The organism is Lacticaseibacillus boliensis, from assembly GCF_054784775.1.
Genome location: NZ_BAAIHN010000043.1, coordinates 1 through 20,069, shown reverse-complemented (window position 1 = coordinate 20,069; position 20,069 = coordinate 1). Strand labels below are relative to the sequence as shown.

Annotated in this window: 16 protein-coding genes; 9 read left to right on the top strand and 7 right to left on the bottom strand. The window is 53.3% G+C overall.

The window, feature by feature from the left end; genetic code table 11:
* Window positions 1–621: 621 nt before the first annotated feature.
* From ACYVRB_RS12900 to ACYVRB_RS12890, 3 genes are all read right to left on the bottom strand, one after another.
* A complete protein-coding gene (locus tag ACYVRB_RS12900; RefSeq protein ID WP_461215851.1) occupies window positions 622–1,968 on the bottom strand; it encodes a threonine/serine exporter family protein in 1,347 nt (448 codons plus the stop codon).
* Window positions 1,969–2,567: 599 nt separating this feature from the next.
* Window positions 2,568–3,254, bottom strand: a complete 687-nt coding sequence (locus tag ACYVRB_RS12895; RefSeq protein WP_461215850.1) for an NADPH-dependent F420 reductase — start codon at window positions 3,252–3,254, stop codon at window positions 2,568–2,570.
* Window positions 3,247–4,299, bottom strand: coding sequence for an LLM class flavin-dependent oxidoreductase (locus ACYVRB_RS12890; RefSeq protein ID WP_461215849.1), 1,053 nt, complete (start codon window positions 4,297–4,299; stop codon window positions 3,247–3,249). The genes ACYVRB_RS12895 and ACYVRB_RS12890 overlap by 8 nt, the downstream gene beginning before the upstream one ends.
* A 400-nt stretch (window positions 4,300–4,699) precedes the next feature.
* Here ACYVRB_RS12890 and ACYVRB_RS12885 point away from each other — a divergent pair, with 400 nt between their 5' ends.
* The 4 genes from ACYVRB_RS12885 (at window position 4,700) to ACYVRB_RS12870 (ending at window position 7,774) form a co-directional block, all read left to right on the top strand.
* The gene (locus tag ACYVRB_RS12885) at window positions 4,700–5,752 is read left to right on the top strand and encodes an amidase family protein (protein ID WP_461215848.1); all 1,053 of its coding nucleotides are present in this window, start codon (window positions 4,700–4,702) and stop codon (window positions 5,750–5,752) included.
* A gap of 108 nt (window positions 5,753–5,860) precedes the next feature.
* Window positions 5,861–6,841, top strand: coding sequence for a Gfo/Idh/MocA family protein (locus ACYVRB_RS12880; protein WP_461215847.1), 981 nt, complete (start codon window positions 5,861–5,863; stop codon window positions 6,839–6,841).
* A gap of 69 nt (window positions 6,842–6,910) precedes the next feature.
* Window positions 6,911–7,426 (top strand): pyridoxamine 5'-phosphate oxidase family protein, encoded by a 516-nt coding sequence (locus ACYVRB_RS12875; RefSeq protein WP_461215846.1) that lies wholly within the window; start codon window positions 6,911–6,913, stop codon window positions 7,424–7,426.
* A gap of 9 nt (window positions 7,427–7,435) precedes the next feature.
* Entirely contained in the window at window positions 7,436–7,774 is a 339-nt protein-coding gene (locus ACYVRB_RS12870; RefSeq protein ID WP_461215845.1) for a hypothetical protein, read from the top strand.
* A 58-nt stretch (window positions 7,775–7,832) separates the two neighbouring features.
* Here the strand turns inward: ACYVRB_RS12870 and ACYVRB_RS12865 are convergent, their stop codons facing one another.
* Entirely contained in the window at window positions 7,833–8,978 is a 1,146-nt protein-coding gene (locus ACYVRB_RS12865; RefSeq protein WP_461215844.1) for a GGDEF domain-containing protein, read from the bottom strand.
* A 409-nt stretch (window positions 8,979–9,387) separates the two neighbouring features.
* On the opposite strand from ACYVRB_RS12865, the gene spxB reads away from it, so the two are divergent.
* From spxB to ACYVRB_RS12850, 3 genes are read left to right on the top strand one after another with little or no spacing between them, the layout of a single operon-like run.
* Window positions 9,388–11,160, top strand: coding sequence for a pyruvate oxidase (spxB, locus tag ACYVRB_RS12860; protein WP_461215843.1), 1,773 nt, complete (start codon window positions 9,388–9,390; stop codon window positions 11,158–11,160).
* A gap of 14 nt (window positions 11,161–11,174) precedes the next feature.
* Window positions 11,175–11,759 (top strand): adenylyltransferase/cytidyltransferase family protein, encoded by a 585-nt coding sequence (locus ACYVRB_RS12855; protein ID WP_461215842.1) that lies wholly within the window; start codon window positions 11,175–11,177, stop codon window positions 11,757–11,759.
* A gap of 50 nt (window positions 11,760–11,809) precedes the next feature.
* The gene (locus tag ACYVRB_RS12850) at window positions 11,810–12,538 is read left to right on the top strand and encodes a PAS domain-containing protein (protein WP_461215841.1); all 729 of its coding nucleotides are present in this window, start codon (window positions 11,810–11,812) and stop codon (window positions 12,536–12,538) included.
* A gap of 739 nt (window positions 12,539–13,277) precedes the next feature.
* Here ACYVRB_RS12850 and ACYVRB_RS12845 read toward each other — a convergent pair.
* Window positions 13,278–15,062 carry a bifunctional diguanylate cyclase/phosphodiesterase gene (locus ACYVRB_RS12845; protein ID WP_461215840.1) on the bottom strand — a complete coding sequence of 595 codons (1,785 nt, stop codon included), beginning with the start codon at window positions 15,060–15,062 and terminating at the stop codon, window positions 13,278–13,280.
* Window positions 15,063–15,237: 175 nt separating this feature from the next.
* Entirely contained in the window at window positions 15,238–15,588 is a 351-nt protein-coding gene (locus ACYVRB_RS12840; RefSeq protein ID WP_461215839.1) for a hypothetical protein, read from the bottom strand.
* A 374-nt stretch (window positions 15,589–15,962) separates the two neighbouring features.
* Between ACYVRB_RS12840 and pnuC the strand changes: the two genes are divergently transcribed.
* Both pnuC and ACYVRB_RS12830 read left to right on the top strand, forming a co-directional pair.
* On the top strand, window positions 15,963–16,715 hold the full coding sequence (gene pnuC / locus ACYVRB_RS12835; RefSeq protein WP_461215838.1) for a nicotinamide riboside transporter PnuC: 753 nt from the start codon (window positions 15,963–15,965) through the stop codon (window positions 16,713–16,715).
* A gap of 81 nt (window positions 16,716–16,796) precedes the next feature.
* Window positions 16,797–17,525: a deoxynucleoside kinase gene (locus ACYVRB_RS12830; protein ID WP_461215837.1), complete on the top strand. Its 729-nt coding sequence runs from the start codon at window positions 16,797–16,799 to the stop codon at window positions 17,523–17,525.
* 371 nt (window positions 17,526–17,896) lie between these two features.
* Here the strand turns inward: ACYVRB_RS12830 and ACYVRB_RS12825 are convergent.
* Window positions 17,897–20,069 (bottom strand): hypothetical protein (locus ACYVRB_RS12825; RefSeq protein WP_461215836.1); only part of this gene is annotated, 2,173 nt, incomplete at its 5' end.

Sequence of the window (20,069 nt, the reverse complement as noted above, 5' to 3'; positions counted from 1 at the left end):
CGGTCTGTTCGTGGTGCATCGATCACCAACTTCTCCGCTCAGTCAGTATTCGCAACGCTCCAAACGTTGCTTTCAGACCGGCCAGATGCGATTTCATGTCCCAAATACCGAGGTGAATAATCCAGGTTAATATAACACATTATAAATATTATGTACGCTTCGTCAGAGGTCGATAACGATATGACTATCTTTAACTTTTAGCAAACAGCCTACTTGCCAGCACTTGTGCGAGCTATGCTTATATTTTCAGCGTATAAATAACATGAAATTTTGCAACTTTTGTTATTACTGTTTCCGAATCAAACAACTTGAGACACATTTGGTCAGTATCAGTAATGCGATCGGCATGAATTTCACGGTATAAACGATACGATATGCAGCCAATCTTTCGTCACAGCCGTTATGAGATTGTTTTTCACCCAGTCATTACCTAATAATTACAATAAATAGTGCAAATTGATCAATTAGGTCGTGCATACTGTGTTTTGGTGATTGCTGTGCGCCTCGTCTTTCGGCAGGCGTCAGTACCGATGGACGAGTGTGACAATAGTTGTTACTGTCTCGCTGTTCCAGCTGTATCAGCGCATGAAAAAAGGCGCGCCCGTGGCAACGCCTAATGTTTTACCCGATATGCCGCCAGCTCTTGTCAGTGAGGATCCGCGCCGCCGCCAAGCCTAATGGCAACGCCAAGACCATCAACACCGCGCGCACCATCCAGCTGGCCCCAACGCCAAAACTATCCAGGCCAAGATTGAACATCGCCCGGTACATGTACAACCCCGGCACCATGATCACGATCGCCGGTACAGTCAACGAGATCCGCGGATAGCCCAGCCGCTTGTTCAAAGGACTGGCGAGCAGTCCCGCCACCAGCGCCCCAAGAAACGCCGCGGCCGCAGCCGGCATCCCTGCGCCGGCGAGTTCCAGCCGCAAGGTGTTGGCCACGGCACCGATGATGCCGGCGATCGCCGACATTTTGACCGGGGAGTTGAACATGATCGAGAACCCGAAGACCCCACACCAGCTGGCCGCCAGCCGCAAGAGGCACAGCACTATCGGCGTCAGTCCTAACGGCACAAAGTTCTGTGGTTGTAAGTGGACGAGCATTGCCACCACCCAACCGGTCAACGTCGCCACTAAGATCACCATGATTGCAAAGGTACCACGCTCAAGACCAGACCGCATGTCTTGCTTGGCGATGTCCAGGCCACTGGTAATGAAAGGAAAACCTGGGATCACAAACAGCATCGCCCCGATATAGCCGGCCTCATGCGCCCGCGCCACCGGCATGAACAATCCCAGTCCGCGGAACACCAACAGGTACACGACACACGACGCGGCCACGGATACGGCGGTGCTGGCAATCACCGTGATCTTTTGTTGCCCCATCAGCCGCCGAACATAATTGCCGACCCCGGCGCCGAAAAAGCAACACACCATCTCGATCGGTCCACCACCGAGCAAGAAAATAAAGGCGGCACAGGCAAGCGCAGACGCAAGCCCGACTTGTAACGCAGAGAAATTGCCCGGCTTGGCCGCAATTTTGTCCAATCGGTCATGAATCTCATGCGCAGGCAAGCTCAAACAATCCGTTGCAAACCGATTGACAAAGCGTTCTAAAATCGTCAGCTTGTCGGTATTCACGCCGCTGGCTGGCAGGCTCAACGTCTGAGAATAGTGGTGTCCTTGTTCAAAGCAGGTATACTCCAGCGACGTCAGCCCGACGTCGGCAGCACAAGTCAGCCTAAGACTGCGCGCGATCGTGTCCATCGCGGCACGCACCCGCCACGCCCCGGTACCACAGCTAAGCATCATAAACCCGACGCGGCCGACGATCGCCGCGCGTTCAGTCAAGCTTGCCTCTGTGATGGGGCCATCGGCTTTGGCAAATGAATGCCAGCGAATGTGCATGTGATGATGGTGCGACGGCGCAAAATGAAACTGGTGCTCGTTGTCTTCGGTGACCATGATTTCCTCCAATAAGCCTAACTTGAATCCGATTGCGATTGCCACCCACCGGCGACAAAACTAATAGGATAAGCCTACCACGCGGTTTCACCAGACTCAACGTGTGATTCGCCAACGTTTGTTCGCAATCGCGGCTCAAAGACAAACTACAAAAGCGGCATGCGATCGACACCGCCAGCCTATTTCTCACAGATTGTCGCGCTCTGGGGAAAAGGCATACGACAAATTTTTAAATTGGCGCAAATATGCGGCCAATTCCTTGTCTCGCCTGTACTAGCCGTTCCGGCACAAATATGACTCTCAGCACGGCTTCGATTACCCAACAGATGACCCATCAAATTTTGACTCGCCGACCAGATCGAATCAGGCCGCGGCTTTCAGCGATTATCCGCGCCAATTTACAAATTTATCGTATACCCTCCTCTGAGAGTCGGGCAAAATCTGGCAGCTTTTTTGTTGCGAGGCAAGCACGTGATGTCTCTTCATTTGGGCGTTGCCATCTGGCCAAGCAACACCGCTAACTGAACATTGAAAGACTACAGTTTGCACGCAAACAGCGCCGCCCTACAAATCGTAAGCCGGCGCTGCTTAGTCTAAACCTACACGATCTTCCCACCACGAGCAGCAACAATGGCTTGGCCAAAGGGCTGCTCGTAAATACCAGCCAGCTTGGCCTGAAACTCCGGTGTCGGGATAGCTTCGCCAAACAGCGGACTGCCTGGCTCCAACAGCAGCCCGAAACGCAGCGGCCCGAGATCCAGCGGGGCAAAACCGAAGGCAGTGAGCACTCGTTCCACCACCGGCCGGATCTGATCGTGGTCCGTCGCATACGCCATCGCCCGTGGCACCTCGGGATGGCGATCAACTTCGATTTCCAGGTCGTGATAGCCCATGTGGTTGAAGGCCTTGGCAACAAAGCTGTCGGCCAGCCAATCTTGAACAACTTCAGAAGATGAATGGGTCAAATCAGAAATCGTGTTGGCGGTCCCGTCGACTTCCTGCCAGTAGTTGGTCGCGTCCAAAACGATTTTTCCGGCGAACGCTCGCGGGTCCAAGTCGCGGTAGTGGCTTAGCGGCAAGGCCAAAATGATCACATTCGCTTGTGCTACCACGTCAGCGGCACTGAGTGTTGTCGCGCCTGGCGCCAGCGTGTCGATCACCCACTGCAAGTCGGCGACTGGGCGCCGGCTACCGATCAAGATCGGCAACCCTGCATGGACCCCGAGTCGGGCCAGCGTCGACCCGAGTTTACCGGCACCTAAAATACCGATCGTGATGTCAGGCATGCACGCCACCTCCCAACAGTTCCTTGACCCGCGGCACGACTCTGGTGGCAAAATTCCGGATCGTCGCTTCACGTTGGTGCAGTAGCTGCCCGCCTGTCCCGTACACGAGATCAAACCGCTGCATATCCAGCGCCTGCATGTTTTTGGCGATCTTTTGGGCAACTTGTTCGGGGGTACCGACGTAATAAGCCCCCTTATCGATCTCGAATTCGAAGCGATCGCGCGTCATCGGCGCCCAGCCGCGATCGATCCCAATGCGATCCATCTCGGCTTTGATATACTGCCAACCAACTTCAGTGGCCTCTTGGGCATCGTCTAAAATGATACCGTGTGCGTGCATCCCCAGTGGGTGAACCGGCTTGTTCAGCTGTTTGGCCGCCTTGTGGTAAAGGTCGACATACGGGCGGAAACGCACGGGCTCACCGCCAATGATGGCGATCACCACCGGAATGTCGTAGTGCACCGCCCGGATGATCGATTCTGGCGAACCGCCGACCGCCAACACGGTGTCGATGGTCTCGCCTTCAGGTAACTGCGGATAAACCGTGGTGTTGGTCAGCTTTTGCGTGAATTGACCTTGCCAGTTCATCGGCTTGCCTTTCAACAGTTCCTGCCACATCTCGATTTTCTCGGCAAACAGCTCGTTATAATTCTGCAGATCATAGCCATATAATGGGAACGATTCGGTAAACGAACCGCGCCCAAGCATGATCTGCTCGCGTCCGTTGGCCAAGGCGTGCAGGGTCGCAAAACGTTCATAGACCCGCACCGGATCATCGGAACTCAACACCGTCACCGCGGTTCCCAGATGGATCTGCTCGGTGGTTTGGGCGATCGCGCCAAGCACGATTTCAGGACTGGAAATCGCAAATTCAGAGCGATGGTGTTCCCCCAACGCAAAGATGTCTAACCCGAGTTGATCAGCCAACTGTGCTTCTTTGACCACCTGCCGTAATGTTTCCGCACCACTCAACGCCCGCCCGTCATCGGTAAAGGCCAGATCACCAAAAGTATTGAGTCCAAATGTGTACGCTGTGTTTGTCATAATTTTGCCCTCCAAGTTTCTTACTTAAAGTAAGTATAACGAACAAACACGAAAACGCAAGCGGACTTTTGATACTAAGTGAAAATCATTCGCCTTTTGTGGCTTATATCGATATTTAACAACTTGCCCACCCCTTCACCATGGCCGCTAAAGCTCCAGCTAACAATCCGATTAAAAGCCAGCCAATGGTATTTCTGATAACACAACGGTCATTCTCAAAAATGTAAATTGGCATATTCATCTGTAGCGAGTCGTAAAGGCAGCTCGTTGTTGTTGAATTCGAGAAAAAGTTAACGTTAACAATTCCGCCATTTCGCAATTCCTGAACTTGGCTTATACTGACCATATAAGCTTCTGCATTGCGGTCACCCAGACCGTATCTAGATTCGGAGGTCCCATTATGAATGCAACGTATATTGATCCAGACTTCACCTTGCAACCCACCGGCAGCGGCACGCTCGATGAGCTGACATTTGCCGTCGACGATTCCATCGCGATCGCCGGGCGCACTGCCGGCCTCGGTAGCCCGGCGTGGCAAGCAGATCAGCAGCCGGCCACCACGACCGCCCCGATCGTCACCAAGCTCTTGGCCGCCGGCGCGACGCTCAAGGGCATCACGGTTGTCGACGAACTGCTGGTCAACGCGCAAGGCAACAATCCGCACTATGGTGTTGCTGACAATCAGCTGCACCCCGACTGCTTCAGCGGCGGTGCCAGCGGTGGCGCCGCCAGCGCCGTCGCAGCCGGTGACGTCGACTTTGCCGTTGGGATCGACACTGACGGCAGCCTGCGGATCCCGGCCAGCTACAGCGGCCTGTTTGCCATCCGCATGACGCAAACTACAGACACTTTGGCCGGTGGCGCCCAGCTGGCCCCCGGCTTTGACGCACTGGGTTGGCTGGCCAGCGATAAGAACGTCTTCAAGAAAGTCGCAGATGTCCTCCTCACACCGACCAAGTGGCACTCCTTGCAACTGATCAGCGCACCGATCAACGAACGCCGCGAAGCCCTGCGTGCCGCCTTTGCACAACTCCATGCCCAAGCCGCAAACCGTAACTTAGGTGTCTGGGTCGCCGCCCACCAAACAGATCTCGGGGCCACGGCGCAAGCCTTCTTCGCTGATGCCGCCAAGCAAGCAAACCGCGACGCTCAACCCGCGCTGACGATTCAAGCCGACTGGCGCCAAGAGCTCAACCACTTGTTGAAAAAAGCGGTGATGCCGCTGCCGACCACCGCGGCGCCGCTTAAAAAAGACGCCGACGCTGATACGACGGCGCAATCACACCTTGAAACCCAAGGCCTGACAAGCCTCGCTGAGCTTGCCGGTTGTCCGGAGCTAGTCATTCCCACCGACGAAGGCACCAGCCGCGCTTTTGTCGGGCCAGTCGACAGCGACGCCGGCTTGGTCGCCTACGCCTTGCACCGTGCCAGCGTACACGTCGGCGAGTGCTGATCGCTAAGCACCGTTATCTCGCAATGCGAAATAACGGTGCTTTTTTTGGCGATAGTCACTAAAAGCTTGTACACTGAAAGGGTATCCATTACCCGAGGAGGTTAGTTTATGACTCGTTATAACTGGGGTATCATCGGTTTAGGCCGCATTGCCCGTCAATTTGTCGCTGAATTTCCAGATTCACAGACCCTTTACGGCGTCGCCGCAACCGATCCCGCCCGCGCCAACGCGTTCGCATCAGAATATCACATCCCCCATACCTACGCCTCATACGCCGAGCTGTTCGCAGATCCGGCGATCGACATCGTGTACGTCGCGACCACGCATAATTTCCACTATGCCAACATCAAACAAGCCTTGCTGGCAGGCAAGCATGTCTTGGCGGAAAAGTCGATCACGCTGAATCTCAAGCAACTCGACGAACTGATTGCTATCGCCAAACAGCATCACCTGATCTTGATGGAGGCCCAGACGATCTACCACATGCCGCTATATCAACGGTTGGCTGAAACCACCGCCAAGCTCGGCCGCCTGCGCGCCATTCAGGCTAACTTTGGGTCGTCCATCGCCCCTGATCCCAACGACCGACTGCTGAATCCAGAACTTGGCGGCGGGGCACTGTTGGATATCGGGATCTACGCCTTGTCCTTCGTCCGTCGCTTCATGACCGCAACGCCACGCCTGGTCGCTACCCAGATGATTCCGGCTAACCCCGGCGTCGATGACCAGAGCACCCTTTTTCTCACCAACGACCACAACGAACAGGCGACGGTCGCGTTAAACTTGCAAGCCAAGATGCCGCGGTTCGGCCTGGTCACTTACGACCAGGCCTATCTCACCGTCGACGACTACCCGCGCGCCGAGATGGCGACCCTGTCGCGGCCAACCGCCCACGGCGTCGCCGACAGCACGCTTCAAGAAGGCGACGGTGAAGTCAGGATCCGCTATGAAATCGATGACATGGCAGAAGCCGTCACGACTGGCGCCAACCCGACACTCGCCTGGACCCGCGACACCATGGCGATCATGAGCCAAGCCCGAGAAGCTTGGGACTTTTATTATCCCAACGAACCACACCAGCTGTCGTGATCTGTCACTTCAACGCTTGAGCGTAGGCCACTAAAATGCTACAATAACGCCATTTTAGGAGGCCTTGCCATGAATAAAATGCGTCGTTTTGAACGTCAGATCGATCTTGCTGAGATCAAACAGATCCTCGCTACTTGCCGCGTGGTCCATATCGCAATGAATGATGATCCTTTTCCCTATGTTGTGCCCACTAACTACGGCTACGAGTGGTGCGACGACGATACGTTGGTGCTGTACAGCCACGGCGCCCGCCAAGGCAAGAAGCGCACGTTGATTACCCGCGATCCTCACGTCTGTGTTGAAATTGACGGCGGTGCGATCTTGATGCCCAGTGGCCAAGACGCCCCGAATTATTCGGCGGCTTACCAAAGCGTGATCGGTTACGGTATCGCTGAACTCGTCGATGATCCTGATGTCAAACGCCACGCGTTAGACCTGCTGATGCAACACGAAACCGGCCGCAAGCTGGACAGCTTCGATGAGATCCCTGCCAACAAACTCAACGGCGTTGGCGTGATCAAGATCACCATCTCCGAGTTTACCGGCAAGGCCCACCACGCTGACGGCGAATCGGCACACGCGTAGGAGGAGTCATTGCTATATTTAGTCTGCGCCATCATCACCACAATCAGTGCCATCGTCAGCTTCGGATTCGCGTGTCAGGCCTATCTCCAGGCCAGACACGACGACGTTTTAGCTTTGACAAATGCCAAATACGCCTTTTCCAGGAGCCTGGCACTACTTCTTGCCGCCTGCGGTCTGCTAATTATTCACGATTCTGGCTACCTCATCGCCTTGGCCGTCGCGATGATCGGCGTCCAACTTTTTGATGGCGTCATCGGCCTGAAGATCAGCCGATTCAAAACGCTCGGACCATTCCTGACGGCAGTGGCCAATGCGGTTTCCTTGATCTTGTATCTGGCACTCAACTGAGAATAAAAATATCCTGCAAGCAACCAAGTTTCGGTTGTTGCAGGATATTTTTATTGGCCTATAGCTCATCATTGGCTAGCACGACGGCATCACGGCCACTTTGCTTGGCGTGGTACAAGTTGCGATCGGCAGCCTTATAGACATCGTTGTCGCTATAGTCGCTTGCCTTCACACACGCTTCACCGATCGAGCAGGTGATCCGCAGTGCCGGGTCGATGTCGTTGAAGCGTACCTGTTGCAGACGTGCTTGAAGAAGTTGCGCGAGCTGAAGCGCCTGATCGCGCTTCAATGGTGATTCCACGATCATCGCAAATTCCTCGCCACCGAGCCGATATACTGTCGCCGGTTCAACAGTGCTCTGGGCGTGGCGTTGGATCTCTTGGGCCAGCTTGTGAAGCACCTTGTTGCCGGCAAGGTGCCCATAAGTATCGTTGACCCGCTTGAACCAATCCAGATCATACTCAAACACCACATACGCACTCCCGGTCCCAGCCTTAAACGCCGTAAAGTGATCCGTCAAAGCACGGTTGAACGCCCCGAAATTCAACAACCCGGTCAGCTCATCGCGATTGGCCCGCGTCTCAATGTTGTCGGTGCGGTTCTGCGTGCCACGCATGACTTGGTCGAACTCAACGCAAAACACGCCAATAATTACCAAGGCCGACAGTTGCCGTACCCAAAACCATACATCGAGGTGTTCGGGTTGCATCTGGTATACCATCGTCAGCATCGCCGCCGCAAACACCACCAACAAACCATATTCGAAGCACCGTTTTTGCCGTAGCTGTGGCGTATATGCCTGAACGATCCCTAAACTGGCGATCCCCACCGCCCAACTCACAAGCCCAAGCACACGCAAGGGCGTGCTGAACAACACCAGGTACGCCAGTGTCAACACGGCATCGATGATGACTTGCCACTTCGATACGACCTGTAAGTTCAACATAAACATCGTCACGATCAGCAGGTTCAAAAACGTCCAGTGGAACCCGTACATCATCTGATCCAGATAAGTATTTGCCATCGCCTGACAGAACAAGAACGTCATGAAGGTCACGCTCGCGCCGAGCTCAAAAAATTTGCGATGACGGATGACAAAAGGCGTCGCCGTGCTCGACTGCAACCAATAGAAGAACGATGTTGCCCCCATCATGACAATGAGGTTGGTGATCAATGACAAGATCAATGACGCGGTGATTCGCATCTTCCATGCACTTCCTAGCCCAACAACCCGCAGGTGGGCTCGTTTCGCTTAGTCTAGGGTCAAATTTAATTTCACCCCTCGCTTCTACCACCATTTTACCCAATTTGGATATCAATTACCTCATTAATTAAAAAATAATTTCCGATTATGGACAATAATCGAAAACGCCAGCGAATTTTTTGGCAAAGACGCACCCAAGAAACCGCGCGATGACGCCTTGATTGATACAGTGCCTTCTTCTCATGTCAGAATTATTATATTTATTGGCTATATACAAGCATGGTGTTAATGCGCTTACAAGCCTAGTCTATAACCCGTAAAGCGCTTCCGTACCTGGCCAGGGGAAGACGCCACCAAACATCATTCAATCGCAGTCCTACATCATATGTAGTACACATGGAGGCATATTATGGCACAAACAATCAGTGGTTCCGATGCAGTCCTCAAAGTCATCGAATCTTGGGGCGTCGACCATATCTACGGTTACCCTGGCGGCTCGTTTGATTCGACCATGAACGCTTTGTATAACCAAAAAGATAAAATCAAGTTCATCCAAGTCCGCCACGAAGAAGCCGGCGCTTTGGCTGCCGCCAGCGACGCCAAGTTGTCTGGCAAGATTGGCGTCTGCTTCGGCTCTGCCGGGCCCGGGGCGGTTCATCTGCTCAACGGCTTGTACGATGCCAAGATCGACGGCGTCCCGGTGCTCGCCCTCGTTGCTCAGGTACCATCAAAAAACATGAACATCGACTTCTTCCAGGCGATGAACGAAGAACCAATTTTTAACAACGTTGCGGTCTCAAATCGCACCGTCATGACCGCGCAAAGCCTACCCAAGGTGATCGATGAAGCCATTCAAGACGCCTACGAGTTCCACGGCCCTGCTGTCGTGACCATTCCTAAAGACTTCGGTTGGGCTCAGATCAAAGATACTTACGTCTCCAACGCCAACACCGAGATCACACCTTATGCTGTGAAGCCCGATCCGGTACGCATCGATGAAGCCGTCAAGCTGATTCAACAAGCCAAAGGCCCACTGATCTACTTCGGGCTTGGGGCTAAGCACGCCCGCAAGCAACTGCTTAAAGTCTCCGAGAAGTATAAGATGCCTCTGGTTTCATCAGTACTCGCCAAAGGAGTCATCGATGAAAACTATCCCGCTTATCTCGGGTCTACCGGCCGCGTTGCCCCTAAGCCTGGTGCAGAAGCAACCATGGCCTCTGATCTGATCCTTTGGGTCGGCAACGATGTCCCGTTTGCCAGCATGTTGTTCAACCCCAACGCCAAGATCATTCAGATCGATATTGAATCGACCAAGCTGGGCAAGCGGCGACACAATGATGTCTCGATCTTGGCCGACGCTAAAGAAGCCTTGAAGGCAATCTACAAGGCTGGCAAACCGCGCAAAGCGACCCCATTTTACACCGCCTGCATCAGCAACAAAGCCAACTGGGTGGCTTGGCAAGATAGTTTCAAAGACAGCGATGAATCGCCAGTCCGCCCAGAACCCATCTTTGATGTGCTGAACAAAGAAGCCAGCGACAAGGCAGTTTTTGCCGTCGATGTCGGTAACATTAACATCAACTTTGAGCGTTTACTCGATATCAAGCACACCCAGAAGTGGACGACCAGTGGCAAATACGCCACCATGGGCTACGGTCTGCCGGCGGCGATTTCTGCCAAGACCTTATACCCAGACCGCGATGTCTATTCGCTGTCAGGTGACGGCGCTTACGCCATGCTCTGCGAAGAGATCTTGACCCAGGTCAAATACGGGCTGCACATCGTCAACATCGTCTTTTCTAACGCCACTTTAGGCTACATCGAAGCCGAGCAACGCGACGATTCTCACCAGCCGCTGTCTGGTGTCGATATTCCTGATACCGATTGGGCCGCAGTCGCCGCCGGTATGGGCGCCAAAACCTACACCGCCCACACCAAAGCCGAGTTCCAAGCGGCAATCGAAGACGCCAAAACAACAGATCTGCCAGTCGTCATCGATGTCAAACTGACCCACAAGATGCCGTTCACCACCCAACACATGTTCCTGGATCCTGCCTATCAAGACCAAAAACAGATCGATGCGTTCGTCAAACAGTACGACGCGCAAGCCTTGCGGCCGTTACGCGCATTCTTGAAAGAAGCCAAAGAAGCCGCACCCAAAAGCAAGCCAGTGAAAAAATAAGGAGGACCCAAGCCATGGAGACGATCATGATCATCCCCGGCGTTACCCAGATACGACCGCGTCCGTGTGTGCTGGCACTAGGATTTTTCGACGGCGTCCACCGCGGCCACCAGCGCGTGATCGCCACCGCCAAAGCACAAGCCGAGAAACACCACTTGCCGTTGGTGGTGATGACTTTCGACCGTCACGCCTCTCAAGTCTTCAATCATCAACCCTTCTTTTATCTGACCTCACCTGGAGAAAAAGCAGCCTTGATGGCAGCGCTGGGCGTCGATCGCCTCGTCATCGTGCACTTCACCCGCGCATTCGCGCGCCTTTCCCCACAGGCGTTCGTCGATGATTACCTGGTCAAACTTGGCGCCGTGGCGGTGGTTGCCGGCTTCGATTACACCTTCGGCCGCGGCGGCACCACCACCCTGGCGGAAATGCCGGCATTGGCACGTGGGCGGTTTACGACCACAATCGTCTCAAAGCTGACCGAAGATCACCAAAAGATCTCATCGACGCGCATCCGCAAGTTGATCCAAGCCGGCCGTATCACCGAAGCTGAAGCGCTTCTGGGACATCCTTATCACCCCAGCCATATCCAAAGCGCTTAACGTTGAAGCCAAGCGGCATCTTCCGCTCGGTTAAAAAGGAGCAAAACATTATGACAGAACCTGATTATGATGGTACCTATGTTCACTTTCCCACTGGCCGGTTGACCCTGACCCAAGTCCAGCAGATTTTTAGCACCATTCCGTTTGAAATCGACTTGATCGATAATACCAACCATTTCACTTGGTATTCTAACAAGCCCAACCGTGAACACGGCAGAACCGTCGATGAACTCGACGAAACCGTCGCAGAATGTCACCCACCGCGCGTTTTACCGATCGTCATGAAGATCATCAACAGCTTCAAAGACGGCACCAAAGACTTCGTTGTCCGGCCGTTAGTCATGCACGGCCACCGCGTATTCATTCAATACTACGCCTTGCGTGATGTTGACGGTGAATACCTTGGCACGATCGAATTCACCGGTAGCGCTGAACCGATCCTGCAAGCCTACGAAAGCGGCGGCTGGTCTGATGCTTCTAGCGGTGCTTCCGAAGCCGATGGCACCACTGGCACCGCATCCGCGCCAGACGCCACCAGCGGCGCTTCTGAATCCTCAGCCCCTGCTCAACCAGATGCGACCAGCGGTGCTTCCGAGACAGAAGCCACCCCAACCCCAGACGCAACGAGTGGCGCTTCTGAGACAGAAGTTGCGCCAGCGCCTGATGCCACTAGCGGCGCTTCTGAATCTTCAGCACCTGCTGAGCCAGACGCTACCACGGGTGCTTCCGAAACCGGCACCGATGCTTCCAAGCCTGGGCCATTCAATTACGACTTATAATCAACACAACAGGGTACCTTCCATAATCGGGAGATACCCTGTTACTGTCTTGCCATCTGGTAGCGTAAGTGTGTTTAGGTTGGTGTTTGAGATAGTGGTATAGGTAGGGTTTGGTGTGTTCCGGCCCTTGAGATGGCTGGAACGGCGCGAGGCGCTCAGGAGCTAACTCTCCGCTTTGCTACGAGTGGATCTCCTTCGACGCCTTTGTTGTAAGCAGCAAAGCCGCTAACAACAATGCCGCGCCTGAGCCATCTCGGGCCTCCACACACCAAACCCTGACGTTAGCGTCCAACGTCTCGGAAGTGGCAATTTCCAAGAGCGTAGAAGCGGACTAGCGGCTGACAGTACATCTAACTATGAACGGATTAGTTATAATCAACGAGTTAACCGTTTGTCCATGACATCAAATTATCCTGATACGCAGAATCTAGGGTGTGGGCGAAAGCGACGGAAGCAGGTCAATCTGACGTGGTGGCATCATTCTTGGCGACTTGTCGCCATAGAATGAGCGCAGGTGAAGATCCACTCGGAGCACAGCGGAGAGTTAGCTTCACCGAGCACCGCCTCCACGACAGATTGATCCTGCTGGAGTCGCTTTTGCTCGCACCCGACAGCCGAGCAGTCTACCACACACCATAGACTCACGTTGCTGGACAGTGACAGCACAAAATGGCCCTCGATGTTAGCCTATTAGTATAGGCTTGCACTGAGGGCCATTTGATGGGCGTTATCAATCTGCTTATAAAATCCGTGGTAACACGGGACGGCTGAAGTAATTGCCTTGACCAAACGCCGCGTTATAACGATCACATAGGCGCAAACCGGCATCGCTTTCGATACCGACTAACACCATCTTCATATCGTGTTGTTCGCAAGTATCCTGCCAAAACTTGAGATTGGCATGCATCGCCGTGAGCTGGTCTGGCGTCGGCTTGGCGATCAGCGGTATTTTCACGGCATCAAAATACTGGATCACCGGTGCAAAGGCCTTGAACTGCGCAGGCGTGGTGCAACCGTCGATCACAAAATGGATCCCGCTTGCCAGATAGTCTGGCGCTTGCTGAGCAAACAACGTTGCGTCAGGCATCTCCTTGAGTTCGACATGAAAATTAAACGCGTGCCGGTGCTTTTTCACGTAAGCAATCAGTGCCGCCTTGATCCGCGGTTTGACCAGCTGCCCACACGTAAAATTGACCGCCAAAGCAGGCGTTTCCAGTTGCGAGTGGATCTTGGCGATCAGCGCCATCATCGTCTCCAGCGTCACGGAAAAATCGGGCGCGTCGCCCCAGTGTCCGTCTGCATACACCGACAACCGTAATTCGTTGGTGATGACGGTTGAATCTTTGATCTGCATCACAGGTTGCGTGTAGTAAGTATAATTGATCATCACCGAGTGTGAGTTATTCAACAGATCCGCTCGCCCGTCAACGGTAATGCGATCGCGGCCATTTTGCTTGGACAGATACAAACTATCATCAGCACGCTTCAACAAATCATCAAGCGTTGCATCGCTACGTTCCAAGTAGGCGACCCCAATGGACATCGAACAGCGCAGGTGATCGTGGGCATAAGGGATCGGCACCGTGCGTACCGCCGTCCAGCAGTTACGCACAAGCTGAACAGCCTGTTCCAACGTGCTGTCTGGCATGAGGATCGTCATTTCTTCGCCACCGGTACGATATAGTGCCGCCGCGATTGGGGCCTGCGCCAGCTGTCGTTGCAAGAGGCGTGTCACCGAGATCAACACCTCATCGCCGGCCGCATGCCCGAACTCATCATTGATCGACTTGAAGTAATCGATATCTAAAACAGCGGCCGCCATCGGTTGCTGTTCTTGCTGACAGCGTTTGAACGCCGCCACCCCTTGCTTGCGCATCCGCGTCAAACTATACGCGTGCGTCAGCGCATCATACATCAACGAATTACTCAACTTAGCGCGCTCTTGGGCGTGCTTGTGCACCCGGCGGATATACGTATACGCATACGAACTCATTGCAATAAAGATGATTGCAAAGCGCCACTGAGACGCTGTCGTCATGTGGACGCGAGTCATCCAAGCCAAAATTCCCAGGGTGCTAAATAAAATCAGGTTAGGCGCCGCATTGTAATGAAATTGGCTTTGGTATCGCCTGACCACAATACAAGTAATGGCAAGGATCACCGCCACGAGCACAAACAACTGGGGCTGGAAGGGATGGTTGATATACCACACGAGGCTGAACTGCGCCCAGTACCACAAATAATCTGCCAACGAGTTGGTTTCATCCAACACCGGATAAGCCGCCGCAAACAGCAACAAGTTGATATACATCTCGCTGCCTTGAAACACCGTCAATATCGCCGCTTGCAGACACAGTAACACGCTGATCAAGACCAACTTGCTCAGCACGCCATTGCGTAGCCGTCGCCAAAAAGTATCTCCGCCGCGCAAGCGCAAATAGACATTAGTATCGTAATAAGTTAAATAGCCTGCAACAAAAAATATTGAGGTGACTAAGCGCCCCAACCACGTCCCTAATGCCATTGCGTTCCCCCACGACCACATTAACGTTCATAATTAACATAATCCTTTTCATTAAAGCGCACCTGTTCGACCCTGTCAATTGAAGTCCCGCCTTTGTCATGGGTCCCTTTTGGCAAAAAAATCAGCGTCGATGCCGCACAACCCAATTTTGGGTTTGCAACATCGACGCTGAATGTTACTCAGGCTGAAGAGCTCGAACCTGCTTGATGAGCGCCAGCAACTGATCAGACGCACTGTGATAATCGGCCAGGCGCTCGCCAAACTCGCTGTTGAACCCCTCCAAGCCGCCGGCGACAAAGGCGTATTCGTAGGCATAAACGGCTTCATATGCGGTGGTGAACCGTTGCAGCAACTCGTGTTGATCTCCTGCCAACTGCAACGCCATCTGGATCACGCGCATGTCCGTATACGCCAGCTCGAACTGCACCGCCCACGCCCGCATGAACGCATGTTGCGCCTGAATATGCAGATAATGGTGCGCCGTTGTCCATTCCAGACGCGCTAAGGCGTCTTTGACATCTAACATGACTCCTCCTTTGCCCGCAAAACTCCCCCATTTCAGTTTACACCGTCCCCTGCAAAAGCGCTGGTTTCACGCTCGCAAGCTTTTTTTACCGTGTTTAACCATAATCACGGGGAATGGTTTGCCTTCATCGCTCAACCAATATGGTTGGGGTGAGGTCATGTGCGGCAACCGTTTCACCGTCGATGGTCAACTTGTAAACGCCATTTACAGGCGCCTATTTGCTTTCTTTTCAGAAGTTGGGCTCGCTTCCATCTATCCTATATCTTGTACAGGACTCGTCCATACCACCAATATCATGTATATTCAAGACTGGCAACCACAATTAATTTGCGGCATAATGTGTTCTGGAAATTATTTTAGGGGGACACGTATTTATGCAAGAATCACAGGATTTACACAGTTCACAAAACTATTTCAGCTGGTTGTTTAATCAACTCAAAGGCTGGCCGCAACAAAACTACTACCTTTTCTGGTTTGCTTTAGGCTGTCAGCTGATGACTTTGGTCAACGCCCGGATCACCACGGTTGCCGTCATCACCTTCATCGGCACCATGCTCGGCGTGTTATGCGTGCTGGCAATCAACGCCACTAAAGCCGTTAACGGCTGGTTGGGCCTGATCTCTGCAGCATGTTTCGTCTTCGTCGGCTTCACCGCTAAGAACTATCTGTCGATCTTTGAACAGATCGCTTATGTGATTACCTTGGATCTGCCAGTGTTGATTTCTGTGCGGACCTGGAACGATGACACCAAAAACAACCTCAAGCGCTTCGCCGCTAAAGAATGGGTGATCTCCATCGCCGCGACCCTCGTGGTTTGGGCCTTGTCTGCCTTCTTGATCGGTAAGTTCACCAATGACCCACGCCCGATCTATGATGGGATGGCCTTCGCAATTTCATTGACCGGTGGCATTGTGTGCTTCTTGCGTTATAATAATCAGTATTTCTGGTGGTTGTTCTCCGGGATCGCCCAGCTGATCCTTTGGGGCATCACGTTTGCCCAAGGCGACGCCAGCTTGGCGATGGCAATCAACTCCAGCATTTATGTCATCAACGACATCTTGGCCTTCACGGTCAGCCCATGGTTCAACACCGGCCGGCGTAAGCTCGGATTAAAAGAAATTCAATAAAGCATCGTTTCACCACGGGACGCGCCTGAGCGCGCCCTCTTTGTTGTGTCACACCGTATTTCGAAAGGGAAGCCATTTCACATGATCTATATCCTCGGTAGCATCGGCGCCGGTAAAACCAGCCTGACGCGCATCTTATCTCAAGACCTCAACGCCCCCGCCTATTATGAAGACGTCGAAGGCAACGGCATGATCGCCAACATGCTGCAGAAGTTCTATTCCGCCGGCGCAGACAGCCGCAAAACCACCGCGACGATCCTGCAGATCGCATTTTTGACCTTCCGTTACCAACAGCTCAAAAAAGCCTTAGTGCAAGATAACGCGGTCATGGACTCATCACTCGAATCCGACTTCGTCATGGCCAGTCAACTGCACCAAAACGGCGAGATCGATGACGTCGACTTCAACGTCTATGTCACCTTGTCCCAAGAGATGCAGGCCAACGTCAACGGCAGTCCCTTCAACGGCCTGCCAGATCTGGCGGTTTATCTCAAGATCGACCCGGAGCATGAAATCGACGAGATTCAAAGCCGTGGCCGCGAAATGGAAGATATCCGCGAAAAGCCAGAGTTGATTGATTACTACCATCGTGTCAACCGCGCCTACCGTGATTGGTCCAAAGGCTATACCCGCTCAACGATGTTGACCATCGACCGCGACAACCTCGACTTCGTCAACGATCCTACCGATCGCAACGCCGTTTTAGACGCGATTGAAGGCAAGCTTGTCGAGCTTGGCAAGCTCGCCCCAAAACGTTTTGCTGAGATCAAACAGGCTCGGCAACAGGCCCTCATGCAAAAAGCCCAATAAGCAAAAAAGTTTACCACAATGGCTGTTCATGAACCATCTACATTCAGAATCCAGGAGGGGTCAACCAGTAAATCTGCTGGTTGACCCCTCCTGTTTTAGTATCATTTGTGTCTAGAGGCCAGCCCCCTGCTTAAACTTTAGAGGGCAACCACTCGATCACCAAGAGGTGCAGTGCCGTTGATACCGTTTAGATCTTCACTTGGATTTTTTGTATCCTATTTGCGAGAGAGACGCTACCATGGCGAAGATTCAACGGACGAACGCGATTATGAATTTGAAAACCGCAAAAAGGCAGGCATCATCGATTAAACTACAATCGATGGTGCCTGCCTTTTTATATCTCAAGTGTCAACTGTTAGCATGACTTGGGCTTAGTCTTGTTTGCGTTTCTTCTCGCCTAAACCAAGCATAGCAACTAATGCAGTGACTGCTAATCCGATTACGCCAGCGTTAGATTGCTTCTCACCGGTTTGTGGATAAGCCTGTTGCGTTGGTGCATTTTGCCCTGGAGCAACTGGTACTTGCGTGCTAGTTGCAGATTGGACCGGTGCTGGCGTCGTCGACGACGTCTGCATTGCGGCCTGAATCTTGGTAGCAGCCGCCTGAATCATTGCCGTGGTGGCATGACCCGCCTTGGCCACAGTAACGAGCTTCTCATAATCGTTGATTGCGGCAGTGACGGCCGGGGTCTTTTGACCGGTAGTCGCGTGCGCCTGATCAATCAGCTTAGAACCAGCATTCAAGGCAGCTGTCCGCGCCTTTTGGGCCGCGGCGATAGCTTGGCCGTATGCTTGGGTAGCAGCATTAAGGTCTTTGGTACTGCTGCTTGGGTCAGCAAGTGTGGTAGTCAGGGCTTGTTTGGCCGTGGTAACACTTGGTTCATTGGCCACTGGTGTTGCGTCTTGATTAAGTGCTGCTTCAGCATTGGCCTTCGCCGTCTTCGCCGCGGTGATCGTCGCTTGTAACTTAGCAGCGGCCGCTTGAACTTCTGCCGTCGTTGCTTGTTCAGCGTCAGCCGCTTGCACGACTCCAGCATAGGCCTGGATTGCAACCGCCACATCGACGTTATCAGCAACGCCGGCTGTGGTGGCACTGGCCACAATTGCTTGACCAGCCGTTTTGGCATCATCGCGGGCTTGCTTAGCCGTTGCGATGGCTTGGACATAGGCTTTAGCCGCTGTTGTTAACGTTTGGTTACTGCTTGTCTGTTTGGATAAAGCAGTGACCAGCGCCGCTTTTGTAGCTTGCACCCCACTTTCATTGCTTACAGGTGTCGCATCTTTGACGCCAGCAGTTTGAGCTTGACTGTACGCATTTTGCGCTGCAGTCAGTGCTGTTTGAATCACGCCAACTGCTGCTTGGACTTCTGCCGTCGTCGCTTTTTCAACGTCGGTAGCCGCGACGATCATTTGATAATTGGTGATTGCCGTTGCCACAGCTGGGTTATGTTGCAACCCGGCCGCATTTACAGTGCTTACCAGCGCTTGACCAGCCGTCTTGGCGTGATCGCGAGCGGTTTTGGCTGCTTCAATTGCGTTGATATAATCCTTAGTGGCAGTCGTCAATGTCGCAGTGTCACTAGTCGACGTGGTTAATACGTCAGCGAGTTGTTGCTTAGCGGCTACCACCGTGTCTTCATTGCCGACCGGTGTTGCATCTTGGTGCGTAGCTTCCGTGGCCTTATCTTTGGCAGCCTTAGCCGCATCGATCGCAGCTTGAACGGCCGTCGTCGCTGCGGTAACGTCTGCCGTCGTCTTCGTCCCGGCACCTGCACCTTTCGCAACATCGTTATATGCCGTAATCGCTTTGGCAACCGCTGGCTCCTGATCGACCCCATCCGTCGTGGCGGTATCAACCGCCTTTTGACCTGCGGTCGTAGCCGTCGCACGAGCCGTCTTGGCGTCACTGATGGCTTTCGTGTAATCATCTGCTACCGCCTTGAGCGTCGCCGCGTCACTCTTTGGATCTGCTAAAGCATTATCCAGCGCTGTCTTGGCATCACTAACTGGCTTTTCATTGCCGACTGGTGTTGCATCTTGTTGTGTAGCTGTCGTGGCGTTGTCTTTGGCAGCCTTAGCTGCAGCGATCGCAGTTTGAACATCCTTTGTCGCTGCTTCAACGTCTGCCGTCGTCTTCGTCCCGGCATCTGCACCTGTCACAACATCCGTATATGCCTTAACTGCTGCGACAACATCTGGGTTCTGATCGACCCCATCCGTCGTGGCGGTATCAACTGCCGCTTGACCGTCGGTCTTAGCCGTCGCACGAGCCGTCTTGGCATCACTGATGGCTTTCGTGTAGTCATCCGCTACCGTCTTGAGTGTCTTGGCGTCGCTGGTTGGATCTGCTAAAGCATTATCCAGCGCTGTCTTGGCATCGCTAACTGGCTTTTCATTGCCAACTGGTGTTGCATCTTTTTGCGCAGCTGTCGTGGCGTTGTCTTTGGCAGCTTTGGCTGCAACAATCGCAGTTTGAACATCCTTTGTCGCTGCTTCAACGTCTGCCGTTGTCTTCGTACCGGCGTCTGCACCTGTCACAACATCG

What these genes read in the sequence shown, in the direction of transcription:
- ACYVRB_RS12900 (WP_461215851.1), bottom strand. Translation starts at nt 1,968, where the DNA reads ATGGTCACCGAAGACAACGAGCACCAGTTTCATTTTGCGCCGTCGCAC.
- ACYVRB_RS12895 (WP_461215850.1), bottom strand. Translation starts at nt 3,254, where the DNA reads ATGCCTGACATCACGATCGGTATTTTAGGTGCCGGTAAACTCGGGTCG.
- ACYVRB_RS12890 (WP_461215849.1), bottom strand. Translation starts at nt 4,299, where the DNA reads ATGACAAACACAGCGTACACATTTGGACTCAATACTTTTGGTGATCTG.
- ACYVRB_RS12885 (WP_461215848.1), top strand. Translation starts at nt 4,700, where the DNA reads ATGAATGCAACGTATATTGATCCAGACTTCACCTTGCAACCCACCGGC.
- ACYVRB_RS12880 (WP_461215847.1), top strand. Translation starts at nt 5,861, where the DNA reads ATGACTCGTTATAACTGGGGTATCATCGGTTTAGGCCGCATTGCCCGT.
- ACYVRB_RS12875 (WP_461215846.1), top strand. Translation starts at nt 6,911, where the DNA reads ATGAATAAAATGCGTCGTTTTGAACGTCAGATCGATCTTGCTGAGATC.
- ACYVRB_RS12865 (WP_461215844.1), bottom strand. Translation starts at nt 8,978, where the DNA reads ATGCGAATCACCGCGTCATTGATCTTGTCATTGATCACCAACCTCATT.
- spxB (WP_461215843.1), top strand. Translation starts at nt 9,388, where the DNA reads ATGGCACAAACAATCAGTGGTTCCGATGCAGTCCTCAAAGTCATCGAA.
- ACYVRB_RS12855 (WP_461215842.1), top strand. Translation starts at nt 11,175, where the DNA reads ATGGAGACGATCATGATCATCCCCGGCGTTACCCAGATACGACCGCGT.
- ACYVRB_RS12850 (WP_461215841.1), top strand. Translation starts at nt 11,810, where the DNA reads ATGACAGAACCTGATTATGATGGTACCTATGTTCACTTTCCCACTGGC.
- ACYVRB_RS12845 (WP_461215840.1), bottom strand. Translation starts at nt 15,062, where the DNA reads ATGGCATTAGGGACGTGGTTGGGGCGCTTAGTCACCTCAATATTTTTT.
- ACYVRB_RS12840 (WP_461215839.1), bottom strand. Translation starts at nt 15,588, where the DNA reads ATGTTAGATGTCAAAGACGCCTTAGCGCGTCTGGAATGGACAACGGCG.
- pnuC (WP_461215838.1), top strand. Translation starts at nt 15,963, where the DNA reads ATGCAAGAATCACAGGATTTACACAGTTCACAAAACTATTTCAGCTGG.
- ACYVRB_RS12830 (WP_461215837.1), top strand. Translation starts at nt 16,797, where the DNA reads ATGATCTATATCCTCGGTAGCATCGGCGCCGGTAAAACCAGCCTGACG.